The 12,503-nt window shown below is 62.3% G+C and carries 12 protein-coding genes; 9 read left to right on the top strand and 3 right to left on the bottom strand.

Going from position 1 to position 12,503, the window contains the following annotated elements; genetic code table 11:
- Together pcaG and MKI86_RS14365 are read left to right on the top strand one after the other, a co-directional pair.
- The gene (gene pcaG, locus MKI86_RS14370; RefSeq protein ID WP_241601605.1) at positions 1–621 is read left to right on the top strand and encodes a protocatechuate 3,4-dioxygenase subunit alpha; all 621 of its coding nucleotides are present in this window, start codon (positions 1–3) and stop codon (positions 619–621) included.
- A gap of 111 nt (positions 622–732) precedes the next feature.
- Positions 733–1,797 (top strand): 3-carboxy-cis,cis-muconate cycloisomerase, encoded by a 1,065-nt coding sequence (locus MKI86_RS14365; RefSeq protein ID WP_241601604.1) that lies wholly within the window; start codon positions 733–735, stop codon positions 1,795–1,797.
- Between the two features lie 9 nt (positions 1,798–1,806).
- Here the strand turns inward: MKI86_RS14365 and MKI86_RS14360 are convergent, their stop codons facing one another.
- Positions 1,807–2,490, bottom strand: coding sequence for a TetR/AcrR family transcriptional regulator (locus tag MKI86_RS14360; protein WP_241602508.1), 684 nt, complete (start codon positions 2,488–2,490; stop codon positions 1,807–1,809).
- Between the two features lie 110 nt (positions 2,491–2,600).
- On the opposite strand from MKI86_RS14360, the gene MKI86_RS14355 reads away from it, so the two are divergent.
- Positions 2,601–4,502: a bifunctional sugar phosphate isomerase/epimerase/4-hydroxyphenylpyruvate dioxygenase family protein gene (locus tag MKI86_RS14355; protein ID WP_241602506.1), complete on the top strand. Its 1,902-nt coding sequence runs from the start codon at positions 2,601–2,603 to the stop codon at positions 4,500–4,502.
- Between the two features lie 88 nt (positions 4,503–4,590).
- On the opposite strand, the gene MKI86_RS14350 is transcribed toward MKI86_RS14355, so the two are convergent.
- Positions 4,591–5,649 (bottom strand): Gfo/Idh/MocA family protein, encoded by a 1,059-nt coding sequence (locus MKI86_RS14350; RefSeq protein WP_241601603.1) that lies wholly within the window; start codon positions 5,647–5,649, stop codon positions 4,591–4,593.
- Positions 5,650–5,836: 187 nt separating this feature from the next.
- Between MKI86_RS14350 and MKI86_RS14345 the strand changes: the two genes are divergently transcribed.
- The 6 genes from MKI86_RS14345 (at position 5,837) to MKI86_RS14320 (ending at position 11,516) form a co-directional block, all read left to right on the top strand.
- Complete coding sequence (locus MKI86_RS14345; RefSeq protein WP_241601602.1) at positions 5,837–6,736, top strand: NAD-dependent epimerase/dehydratase family protein; 900 nt, start codon at positions 5,837–5,839, stop codon at positions 6,734–6,736.
- 219 nt (positions 6,737–6,955) lie between these two features.
- Entirely contained in the window at positions 6,956–8,083 is a 1,128-nt protein-coding gene (locus MKI86_RS14340; RefSeq protein ID WP_241601601.1) for an ABC transporter substrate-binding protein, read from the top strand.
- Between the two features lie 95 nt (positions 8,084–8,178).
- Positions 8,179–9,057 (top strand): branched-chain amino acid ABC transporter permease, encoded by an 879-nt coding sequence (locus tag MKI86_RS14335; RefSeq protein ID WP_241601600.1) that lies wholly within the window; start codon positions 8,179–8,181, stop codon positions 9,055–9,057.
- Positions 9,054–10,028 carry a branched-chain amino acid ABC transporter permease gene (locus tag MKI86_RS14330; RefSeq protein ID WP_241601599.1) on the top strand — a complete coding sequence of 325 codons (975 nt, stop codon included), beginning with the start codon at positions 9,054–9,056 and terminating at the stop codon, positions 10,026–10,028. Before MKI86_RS14335 ends, MKI86_RS14330 begins: the two co-directional genes overlap by 4 nt.
- Before the next feature lie 2 nt (positions 10,029–10,030).
- A complete protein-coding gene (locus tag MKI86_RS14325) occupies positions 10,031–10,792 on the top strand; it encodes an ABC transporter ATP-binding protein (RefSeq protein ID WP_241602502.1) in 762 nt (253 codons plus the stop codon).
- Position 10,793: 1 nt separating this feature from the next.
- Positions 10,794–11,516: an ABC transporter ATP-binding protein gene (locus MKI86_RS14320; protein ID WP_241601598.1), complete on the top strand. Its 723-nt coding sequence runs from the start codon at positions 10,794–10,796 to the stop codon at positions 11,514–11,516.
- A gap of 213 nt (positions 11,517–11,729) precedes the next feature.
- Here the strand turns inward: MKI86_RS14320 and MKI86_RS14315 are convergent, their stop codons facing one another.
- Complete coding sequence (locus MKI86_RS14315) at positions 11,730–12,290, bottom strand: DUF2793 domain-containing protein (RefSeq protein ID WP_241601597.1); 561 nt, start codon at positions 12,288–12,290, stop codon at positions 11,730–11,732.
- Between the last annotated feature and the right edge of the window lie 213 nt (positions 12,291–12,503).

The raw sequence follows: 12,503 nt of genomic DNA, 5'->3' as shown, positions 1-12,503 counted from the left end.
ATGGTTCAACCGCTTGGCTATCTCAAGGAAAGCGCCTCGCAGACCGCAGGTCCTTACGTCCATATCGGCTGCACGCCGAACTTCGTCGGCATTCACGGCATCTTCGAAAAGGATCTCGGTTCCGGCGCGCTCTATAATAATGAGACACGCGGAACCCGTGTCACCATTCGCGGCACCGTCTATGATGGCGGCGGTTACGCGCTGAAAGACGCGCTGGTGGAGATCTGGCAGGCAGACGATGCCGGCTTCTACAACAGCCCGAGCGAAACGCGCGGTGAGGCGGATCCGAACTTCCTTGGCTGGGGCCGTTCGCCCGGCGACATGGACACCGGCGAATTCGTGTTCGAGACCATCAAGCCCGGCCGCGTTCCCTTCAAGGACGGCCGCTGGATGGCGCCGCACATCACCTTCTGGATCGTCGCCCGCGGCATCAATATCGGCCTGCATACCCGCATGTACTTTCCCGAGGAGGAAACGGCCAATGCGGAAGATCCGGTTCTCGCACGCATCGAGCACAAGGACCGCATCCCGACGCTGATCGCGAAGAAGGAAGGCGACAACACCTACCGCTTCGACATTCGCCTGCAGGGCGACGGCGAAACCGTGTTCTTCGACATCTAGGCCATTTCCGGTGAGCACCGGTTCACCGGAAATGGCCTGTCTTTTTGTCTTTGCCGCATTGTCCGACGCCGAAGCGATCCTGCTTTGGCCGTAAATGCTCTAAAGGTCTTCATGAGCCTCACACCGTTCGAGCACCCTTTCCTCTCCGGCCTGATGGGCGACACCGAGATTGCGCCACTCTTTTCAGCTGAGGCGGATATCGCCGCCATGCTGCGCTTCGAGATAGCGCTGGCGCAGGCGGAAGCGGAACACGGCATCATTCCTGCGGATGCGGCGACATCCATCGCCTCCGCCCTGTCGGACTTCAAGCCCGACATGGAAGCTCTGGCGAACGGGGTGGCAAACGACGGTGTCGTCATTCCAGAACTCGTGCGGCAGTTGCGTCTAACCGTCGGCGGCGCCGCGTCCAAAAACGTCCATTTCGGCGCGACAAGCCAGGATGTGATCGACACCAGCCTCTTGCTCAGGCTGAAGACCGCAACGGGCCTTCTCGCAAAGAGGCTAGCATCTACGATCGCTGGCCTCGACACCGTTCGGAGGCGTGATGGCCAGAACGCGCTGATGGGCCATACCCGCATGCAGGCGGCGATCCCCATCACCGTTTCTGACCGGGTTCAAAGCTGGCGCGAGCCGCTTGATCGCTCAGCACAGCGGCTGGCGCTGTTCAGTGCCGAAGGCTTTGCCGTACAGTTCGGCGGGGCCGCCGGCACCCTCGAAAAGCTTGGCGACAAGGGCGCGGATGTGAGGGCGGCACTAGCCCGCAAGCTTGATCTTGCCAACCGGCCGCAATGGCACAACCAGCGCGATGGTCTGGCGGAGTTCGCAGGTATCCTTTCGCTCATTTCGGGAAGCCTCGGAAAATTCGGACAGGACGTGGCGCTCCTGGCAGAAGTCGGCGGCGAGATCCGCCTATCGGGCGGCGGCGGTTCGTCTGCCATGCCGCACAAGCAAAATCCGGTCGCAGCCGAACTTCTCGTCTCGCTCGCGCGCTTCAACGCCGTGCAGCTTTCTGCCATGCATCACTCGCTGGTGCACGAACAGGAGCGGTCCGGCGCTGCCTGGACGCTGGAATGGCTCGTGCTGCCGCAGATGGTGGCGGCGACGGGCGTCGCGCTTTCGACGGCAATACGGCTTCTCGGCCAGATCGAGCGGCTGGGCCGCGAAGGACATGATTGAAACGGCGGCTTAAGCTCCAGGACGAGGATGCTCTACCCTGACGTAGCGCAGCACCATATCGGCGACATGGCTGGACAGCGTCTCCTGACCATCAGGCGTAAACAGCGCGTCGCCGAAAATGAAGGAAAAGGTGGCCGCATTCGACACGTTGAAGAAGGACAGAGCGCTGATTTGCCAGTGCAGCTCCAGCGGATTGAGCCCCTTGCGGAACAGGCCGGCCTCCTGCCCGCGCTTCAGCACGGCTTCCAGCGCCTCGATCGCCAGACGGTTCAGTCCCCTGATGTTTTCCGAAAGCTGCATGTGCCGGCCGTGGTGAATATTCTCGATCATCACCATGCGAATGAAGGACGGGTTGCGGCGATGATGGTCGAACGTGTAGCGACAGAGCTTCACCAGCGCCGCGACGGGATCGAGCCCATCGAGTTCAAGCTCGCTCTCACCGCCGCGCACCTCCGCGTAAGCTTCTTCCAGAACGCGCTGGTACAGGCCTTCCTTGTCGCCGAAGTAATAGTAGATCATGCGCTTGGATGTGCGCGTTCGTGCCGCGATCTCGTCGATGCGCGCGCCCGAAAGACCGTTCTGCGAGAATTCCTCCATCGCAACAGCGAGAATATCGCGACGCACGCCCTCGGGATCGCGCTTGGCCTGCCGCACCTGCTTTTCTTCTCTCGTCGCAGCGCCCTGTTTCATCATCATCCATTGCCGGCCAAGCCCGCGCATGTCACATTATTAACTGAATCGTACATAACGCCGGAAAGGAAGGCAATATGGCCCCCGTCGACACAGCCAGAGCACGCGCGGCAATGAAGACCTCGATCGCCACTGTCTCCATCAGCGGCGAATTTCCCGAAAAACTGGCGGCCATCGCCAAGGCGGGCTTCACGGGCGTCGAAATCTTCGAGAACGATTTCCTGACCTATGATGCCTCGCCGCGCGAAGTGGCGAGGATGGCCGCCGATCACGGGCTCGACATCACGCTTTTCCAGCCCTTCCGCGACTTCGAGGGCATGCCGGAGCCGCACCGTGCCCGCGCTTTCGATCGCGCTCAGCGCAAGTTCGATATCATGGGCGAACTCGGCACCGATCTCATCCTGATCTGCTCGAATGTCTCGCCAATCTCGCTGGGCGGAATCGACCGCGCCGCGGCGGACTTTCACGAACTCGGCGAACTGGCCGCGCGACACGGCGTGCGTGTCGGCTATGAGGCGCTGGCCTGGGGCCGCCATGTCAGCGACCACCGCGACGCATGGGAAGTGGTGCGCCGCGCCGATCACGCCAATGTCGGCATCATCCTCGACAGCTTCCATACCCTCTCGCGCAAGATCGACCCCAACTCGATCCGCTCCATCCCCGGCGACAAGATCTTCATCGTGCAGCTGGCCGACGCACCGCTGTTCGACATGGACCTGCTCTATTGGAGCCGCCACTTCCGCAACATGCCGGGCGAAGGCGACCTACCGGTCGTCGACTTCATGCGCGCGGTTGCCGCCACCGGCTATAACGGCCCGCTCTCGCTCGAAATCTTCAACGACCAGTTCCGCGGCGGCTCGGCCCGCGCGCTCGCCGAAGACGGCCATCGTTCTCTTGTCTACATCATGGATCAGGTTCGGCGGCTGGAGCCCGATATCGCCATCACGGCACCCGACATGCCCGACCGCATTCACGCGCAGGGCGTGGAATTCGTTGAGTTCACCACGGCTGCAGAGGACAAGGACGATCTCGGCGCCCTGCTTTCCACACTCGGCTTTTCCCGCTCGGCCCGTCACCGCAACCGCGACGTGGATCTCTACACACAGGGCGACATCCGCATCGTGATCAATACCGACACGGAGAGCGACAGCTTCGCCAGCGCCTCCTATTCCGTGCATGGCACCAATGCCTATGCCTTCGGAATCAAGGTCGAGAATGCCGCCGATGCGCTGAAGCGTGCGGCTGCGCTCGGCGCACCGACCTTCGCGGAGCCACGCCAGCCCGGTGAGGCCGCCGTACCGGCCATTCAGGGCGTCGGCAACGGAGTGGTCTATTTTCTCGATGACACGCCGGCGCTGTCAGGCATCTGGGACAACGAGTTCGTTGCGATCGACGAGAAATCCGAGGCAGCCGGCGCCGGCCTCACCCGCATCGACCATCTGGCCCAGACGACCCGCTACGACGAGATGCTGACCTGGCTTCTGTTCTACACGTCGATCTTCTCGACGCGGCGCACGCCGATGGTCGATGTGGTCGATCCGGGCGGTCTCGTGCGCAGCCAGGCGATCGAAAGCGTCCCCGAGCCGGCTTTCCGGCTGACCATGAACGGCGCCGACAGCCGCAAGACCTTTGCCGGCAAGTTCCTGGCGGAAGGCTTCGGCACCAGCATCCAGCACATTGCGCTGGCGACGGACGACATTTTCGCAACGGCAAAGCAACTCGAAGCCCGCGGCTTCCAGGCGCTGCCGATTTCGCGCAACTACTATGACGACCTGGAAGCCCGCTTCGGCCTCGAACCCGAATTCTCCGACGCGCTGCGGGAGGCAAGTATCCTCTACGACCGCGACGACAACGGCGAATATTTCCAGATCTACAGCCGCACCTTCGGCGAGGGCTTCTTCTTCGAGGTCGTGGAACGGCGTGGCGCCTATGCCGGCTACGGCGCGTTGAATGCGCCGTTTCGCATCGCAGCCCAACGGCGCCTCCTGCGCCCTGACGGCATGCCGAAGAGCTGAGCAATGCGCGAGCCTGCGCGCAGGATCGGAAGCAGGCCCGGTTTTTTCTGAGCCTGCTCCTGTTCCAGATCCGACGCCCGGGTTCGCGTCAGCCCAGCGCGGAGAGATCGACCGCGACAGTCCTGCCGCTTTGCGCGGCCGCACGGATCGCATCGAGAACGATAAGGTTTGCGGTGGCGTCACGCGCGGAAACGAGCGGCGCACCACCTTCGCGGACCAGCGTGGCGAAGTGCGCGATCTGCGCCTCGTAGGGGTCTGCGGCCTCGACCGCCAGGACGGATGGCGTGAGCTTGCGCGTCCAGTCCGGTTCGCCATCGGGCTCCCACAGCGTGAGGTCGGGCAGGGAAAGCCCCGCACGGCTGCCGGAATAGTGATGAGCGCTGACGGGATGGGCCGGGAAACGCACAAGGTTCTCGCCTGCGCTCAGGTCCCAGGCCCAGGGACCCGTCGCCGCGTCGGAAATGCACAGCGTGGCAAGCCCGCCGCGCGCGAACGTCAGCGCCACCGCGGCCGTATCCTCCACCGGAAAGCCGCGCCGCGCGTTGCTGGCGATCGCCTGCACGGTGGCGATCTCGCCGAAGAAATGGCGCATCAGGTCGATCTCGTGAACGAGGTTGATGAGAAGCGGCCCGCCGGCCCCGGGCGCGCGCCGCCATCCCGCCTCGAAATAGGAGGCGGGCTTTGCCAGCGCGCAGGTGACGGTCGCCATGACGAGATCGCCGATCCGGCCGGCATGGATCGCAGCATGGGCGGCACGGATGATCGGATTGTGGCGGCGGTGATGGCCGACGAGAAGCGGCACTCCGGTTTCCTCCGCCACCGCAATAAGCTGCAGGGCCGAGGCAAGGCTTTCGGCAACGGGTTTTTCCAGGAGCACAGGAATGCCGGCCCGCATGAGAGTTTCCGATACCGGAAGATGCGTTTCATTCGGCGTTGCGACGATGGCAGCCTGTGCCAGTCCGGCATCGATGAGCGCGGCGACATCGGGCAGGCACGGCACACCATGGGCCTCTGCAAGCGCGCGCCCCATGGGTGCCGGGTCGACAATCGCCGAAAGCTGCACACCGTCCATACGCGCCAATGTATCGATATGCGTTTTGCCGATAACGCCCGCACCGATCACGGCGATGCCGATCTTCTTTGTCATAAGGTCCTCCCTGGCCATTCCAAAAACGTAACAGAACAAAAATAAATTGGAATTCAAGTTTAATATTGAACGTCATTCCATTTTTTGCAATGATCAAGATCGATAGAGTAGTAGGAGACCGCATGCAGCACTCTGGAACAGAACGGGTTACCGGACTCTGCCACGTCGGACATATTGGAGAGCGGACGTGAGCCACATCCTCCTGACCGGCGGGACCGGCTTCGTAGGGGCGCGCGCTGCCGCGGCCCTCGCGGCCGCAGGCCATTCCGTGCGCGTCTTCGATCTCGCACCCCGCCCCGAACGGCTTCCGCCGGGGCTCGATGTGGAAATCGTCTCGGGCGATATAACCGATACCGCCTCCGTTATCGAGGCAGTGCATGGCTGTGATGGAATTGTCCATCTTGCCGGGCTTATGACGGTGGACTGTGCCCGCGACCCGGTGCTTGGCGCGCGCGTGAATCTTATCGGCAGCCTCAATGTATTCGAGGCCGCAAAACCCAGCCGTCTTCCGGTCGCCTATCTCTCGACGGCCGGCGTGTTCGGGCCGGAAGATGCAATCCATCCGCAGCCCATGACCATCTATGGCGCGACCAAGCTTGCGGTGGAAGGAGCTGCCCGTGCGTTCTTCCTCGACCATGGCGTGCCGAGCCTCGGCCTGCGTCCCTACATCGTTTACGGGCCGGGCATCAGCGCGGGCATCGCCGCCGGCCCGTCCATCGCCCTTGCGGCTGCTGCGAACGGCAAACCGGCGCAGATCCGCTTTTCCGGCCGTGTTGGGTTCGTCTTCGTCGATGATGTCGCCCGCCTGCTTGCCACAGCGATGACGGCGCCGCTGGCGGGTGCGACCGCGCTGACGATAGCCGGCGATACCGCCGAGATGGAAGACTTCGTGACCGAACTGTCGATACAGACCGGCTGGTCGGACATCACCATTGATGGACCACCGTTGCGCATCCCCGCCGATCTCGCCTCGGACCCGGTCCCGGCCTTGCTTGGTGCCCAGCCGATCACCGATATCAAGACCGGCATCCGCTTGTCGCTTGCCGAAATCACCGGCACAGGCGATGCGGAATCATCCAATGTTTAACCCCCATTGTCCATTTCCCCGCTACCGTTCGCATGGTCTTGTCAATCATCAAGCCGACAGCCCGCCGGACAAGACGAACCGTCGCGCGCGGACATAGGGTGACAGGAGGAAGACAAATCGCGGCCTGCCGGGGAGGAGACCTGGAGACTGCGTTTCGAAAACGAGCCATTCGGGTGCGCTTTCGGATTTCGGCATATGATCATTCAAGGGAGGAACACGATGATCAAGAAACTGCTTTCCGCAACCGCAATGGTGCTGGCGCTTGGCGCGGCACCCGCGCTGGCAGATCTCAAGGTCGGCTCGATCGTCGAGCTGTCCGGCCCCGGCGCTGCCGCCGGCACGAATTTCCGTGATGGCGTGAATATGGGCTTCGAGGAAATCAATGCCGAGGGCGGCATCCTCAAGGAGCCGGTCAAGGTTATCGAATATGACAGCCAGACTGATCCGCAGGTGTCCCGCGCCATGGTCCAGAAGGCGATCGACGATGAAGTCTACGCCATCATGGGCACCGTCTTCTCGTCTTCGACTGTCGTTAACATGATCGTCGCCAAGCAGTATGGCATTCCGCAGTTCACCGGTTCCGAAGCCCCGTCGATCACCGCCAAGGGCAACCCCTATATCTTCCGCACTGCTTTCGGTTCGCAGAAGGGCGTACCGAAAATGGTGAAGTACATGGTCGAGAAAATGGGCGTGAAGAAAGTCGGCGTCGCCTGGGCGAATACCGAATTCGGCAAGGGTGGCCATCAGGCCTTTATCGATGAAGCGGCCAAGGCCGGCCTCGAGATCGTCGTGGACGTTCCTTCCGAACAGGCCCAGGCCGATTTCTCCGCCGACGTGCTGAAGCTCAAGAACTCCAATGCCGATGCCTTCTTCGTCTACTACACCGAAGAGGAAAGCGCGCGCTTCCTGCGCGAGGCCCGCAAGCAGGGCATCGACAAGCCGCTGATCGGCGAAACCACCCTCATCGGTCACAAGGTGATCGAGCTTGCCGGCGATGCCGCAAACGGCGCCATGGGCCATGTCGGACTGACACCGGATGCCGATGTGCCCGCCCTGAAGGACATGGTCGAGCGCTTCAAGACCAAGTTCAAATACACGCCGGACCACAACGCCTTCAAGGGCTATACTGCCGCCTGGACGCTAAAATACGTTACCGAAATGGTCGGCTCGCCGGACAGCAAGGCCATCGCCGAGAAAATGCATGGCCTCACCCTCAAGGCCTCTGAATATCCTGGCGTCCTGATGGATGTGAGCTGGGACGAAACGGGTGAAATGTCGCGCGAGAGCTTCTTCGTGAAGGTCGAGAACGGCAATCAGGTCGTCGAGGCCATCCTGCCCGCGAACTGACCGGCACGACCGGTCCCATCGCCGGTGGCGCATTGCGCCACCGGCATGCCCATCCAACATCGCCAAGCCGACCACCAGCCCTTGAGGACTTCATCATGGCCGAGCTTCTCCAAATCCTGATCTCCGGCCTTGCCGCAGGCTCCATCTACGCGCTTGCCGCCGTCGGCTTCACGCTGCTCTGGCAGGCGTCGCAGACGATTAATTTCGCCCAGGGCGAGTTCGTCATGCTGCCGGCGTTCTTCGTCCTTATCGGCATGACCATGCTCGGCCTGCCGATGTGGACGTCCGTCATCCTCGCGCTAGTGCTCTCGCTCCTCATTCTCGGCGTCGCCTTCAAGCGGCTGATCGTCGAGCCCATGCTGCCGCACGGCACGCTGCCGCTGGTCATCGCCACCATCGCGCTCGGCCTTCTGATGAAGGAAAGCGTGAAGGAGTTCTACGGCGCGACCGCCCAGCCCTTCCCCGCCATCTTCCCGCAGGATGTCTACCACATCGCGGGCGCCAGCGTTTCCGTGCAGGATATCGGCAATCTCGTCGTCTCCATGCTTGCCATCGGTGGCCTGCAGCTCTTCCTCAGCCGCACCCGAACGGGCCGCTGCATGCAGGCGAGCGCGCAGAATCCGGCCGTCGCGGAAATCCTCGGCGTCAACGTCAAGCGCATGGTGCTCTACACGTTCCTTATCAACGCGACGCTCGCCACCATCGCCTCCGTTCTGATCTCGCCTATCTATCTGGCGAAATTCTCGAACGGTGAAACGCTCGGCCTCGTCGCCTTCATTGCGGCTATCGTGGGCGGCTTCAACCAGATCCGCGGCGCCCTTGTCGGCGGCCTGCTTATCGGCGTCATCGACAATCTCTCGGCGGTCTACATCTCCGCCCAGTATCGCTCGGCCATGCCGCTCATCCTGCTCATCGTCATCATCCTGCTGCGCCCGCAGGGCCTGCTCGGCACCTCGGAAGGGAGAACTGTATGACCCGCCTTCGCCCCCTTCTTCTCCTCGCCGGCGTCGCGGCACTCATCCTGGCGCCGATCGGCCAAGGCAACTACATCGTCTATACGCTCTGCTCGTGGCTCCTGTTTTCCATCGCCGCGATGGGGCTGAACCTGACGCTCGGCTATGCCGGCCAGGTCAGCCTGGCCCAGGCCGGCTTCATGGGCATCGGCGCCTATATCACCGCGCTGATGACGCTTGCCGGCATGCACTGGGGCGTCGCGGTCATCGCGTCGATCCTCTCCAGCTTTGCCGTCGGTTTGCTGCTCGGCTATCCGGCCCTGCGCGTCCAGCATCACTTCCTCGCCTTCGTAACCCTTGCCTTCAATACCTTGCTGTTCCTGGTGCTGCGCAATGAGGAAGACATTACCGGCGGCTCCTTCGGCCTCAGCGGCATGGAGCGCCCGTCGTTCTTCGGCTTGTCGACGGACAGCAACCTCGCCTTTTACTATTTCTCACTGGTCTGCTTCCTGATCGCCGCCTTTTCGATGTGGTGGATCCTGCGCTCGCCCTGGGGTCGCGCCTTCAAGGCCTTGCGCGAGAACCCGATCCGCGCCGAAAGCCTCGGCCTGAAGGTCCGCCGCCAGACGCTGCTCGCCTTTGCCATCGGCTCGGCCTTCGGCGGTCTCGCCGGTGCGCTCCAGTCGCCGCTGGTGCAGTTCATCGAACCGTCGAGCTTCGCCCTCATGCATTCGCTGAAGCTGCTGCTCATGGTCGTCGTCGGTGGTGCGGGCTTCTTCTTCGGACCGATGCTGGGGGCAGCGGTTGTCATCCTGCTGCCGGAAGTGCTGCGCTTCACCGAGGGCTACTACCTCATCATCTACGCCTTCCTCGTGATCGTTCTTATGGTCTATTCGCCAAACGGCCTGATCGGCCTTGGGCATAAGCTGTTCGAGACGTTCAAGCCGAAACACGAAGCCCGTCGGGATCTCAAGCAGGGAGCCCAGCTGTGAACATGCCCACCAAGCACCACAACGGCCCCATCCTCTCGGTCCGCAACATCTCCAAGCAATTTGGCGGCATCCGCGCCGTCAACGGCGTCAGTTTTGATGTCCAGCGCGGCGAGATCCTCGGACTGATCGGCCCGAACGGCTCCGGCAAGTCCACACTGTTCAACTGCATCCTCGGCCAGCTGCGCCCGACGGAAGGCCATTGCGAGATCAACGGCCAATCGACAGATGGCGTGCGCCCGGCTGACCTTTCCCTCATGGGTGTCGGGCGCACCTTCCAGCAGCTTTCGGTTTTCCCGAAAATGTCTGTGCTCGACAACATCATCCTTGCCGGCCAGGAGCATGAGGGATCGATGCTCTCACGCCTCTTCGGCAAATCCGATGCGGGGCTCACGGAGAAAGCCGAGCAGTTGATCGAGTTCTTCCGCCTGACGCCCTACCGCGATACGGAGGCGGGTTCGCTGTCCTACGGCCAGCAGAAGCTCGTGGATGCCGCGATGGCCTTCATGGCCGGGCCCGGCATTGTGCTGCTCGACGAGCCGGCAGGCGGCGTGAACCTCACCATGCTTGGCCATCTCAAGGAACGGCTCATCACCTACAACCGCGAGCACGGCACGACCTTCGTCGTCATCGAGCACAATATGGAGTTCGTGATGTCGCTGTGCACGCGCATCATCGTGCTGGCGCAGGGCGAGATCATTGCCGAGGGGAGCCCGGACGAGATCCGGTCGAACCAGATGGTCATCGACGCTTATCTCGGAGGCTGACATGCTGGAACTGAAGAACATCACCGGCGGCTACGGCCGGATCACCATTCTCAACGGCACGTCCTTCGCCATTCCCAAGGCGTCGATCACCACCGTGATCGGCCCCAACGGCGCAGGCAAGTCCACCGTGTTCAAGGCCATTTTCGGCCTGCTGAACATCCAGTCGGGAGAAATCCGGCTTGACGGAGAGACGGTGACGCGAAAGTCGCCAGCCCAGATGATCGCCCGGGGTGTCACCTACGTGCCGCAGGGCCGCAATGTCGTGCCGCAGCTTTCCGTATTGCACAATCTCGAGCTCGGCGGCATCACGTCCAAGGACCAAACCAAGGTGAAACGGCGCATGGGCGAGGTCATGGACCAGTTCCCGATGCTGCGCGAGCGGAAGGATCAGAAGGCCATCGAACTGTCCGGTGGCCAGCAGAAGCAGCTGGAAATCGCACGTGCGCTGCTGCTAGACCCCAAGCTGATCCTGATCGACGAGCCCTCCATCGGCCTATCGCCCAATCTCGTCCAGGAGGTTTTCCAGACGCTGATCCGCCTGCGGGACCAAGGCGTGACAATCCTCATGGTCGAACAGAACGCCAAGGCGGCGCTCGCCATGTCCGACTACGGCCTGGTGCTGGAACTTGGCCAGACACGCATGTTCGACAAGGCCGATGCGCTCTTGAAGGATCCCCGGGTCGGCCAGCTTTTCCTCGGCGGCCACATCGAGGACGCCGCCTGACGCTCCTCCGCAGGCGCAATGCGTGAAAGGCCCGGCAGGACCACCTGCCGGGCCTTGTCGTATATTACGCGGACTTTCCGGCGACTTGGCCCGTTGAAACAGTCCAATTTGAAGGAAACCGGCACATCGCCCGGTCCCTACTCTTTGCGCCCACGGCGCCGTGAATTTCGTTACGTGATGATTCACACAGAGAAGGAGGGTTTCGCCGCAGCATCAACAGAGGTTTCTCCCATTCCCAGCGAGTCCCAATTCTGCTCTTGCGGACCATGCTGTTTGGTAGAGGAGTGATGCGGTGTGGGCGGTTGCGGCTTTGTTGATCTTGATCTGGTGTCCTGCGCCTTCATTTGTGAAGAGGGAGGCTGGGGAGGCGACGGCGAGGCGGTTTGTTGCGTCTGCGGAGGTGTTGATGCCGACCTGGTCTGGAATGGCGACGGCAAAGGCGGCGGGGCTCCAGCTGCCGGCCTTGAACACGAGGATACGGTTTTCGTCGAGGACATGGGCGAGCCAGCCTTCGCGCGGCGCATAGAAGGCCCAGGCGCCGTCCTGCCACGCCGCCACGCTTGTTTCCTTTGCGCTCCAGTCTCCTGTGGCGCCCGGGGGCACGATGTAGCGGTCGCCGCCGGCGGGGTTTTCGGGCGGGTTTGCGAGAGCACGGCTGAGCACCGCCAGATGCAGCACGGCGTCCAGCGCGCGGATGGCCTCGTTATGGGTGACGTGCTTCTGCGCCTGGGAAGGCAGGATATAGGGGAGGTTGAGGTTGTCGGTCTTGTCCATGTCGTCCATTCCTGTTTCAGGGAGAACGATTATGGGGCCGCTGCCGAACACGGGGACGATACCGCGCTGTTTTCGTTACGGGGGAAGAAACGGTTGTCTTGCCTGACGAAGACATGCGGTGGCGCTTTCCAGCCCCAAACGAGAAAGCCCCGCGGCTTACGCCTGCGGGGCTTTTTGATTTGGTTGCGGGGGCAGGATTTGAACCTGCGGCCT

The organism is Shinella sedimenti (assembly GCF_022601905.1).
Classification (GTDB): domain Bacteria; phylum Pseudomonadota; class Alphaproteobacteria; order Rhizobiales; family Rhizobiaceae; genus Shinella; species Shinella sedimenti.
This window is presented reverse-complemented; position numbering and strand designations above follow the sequence as displayed.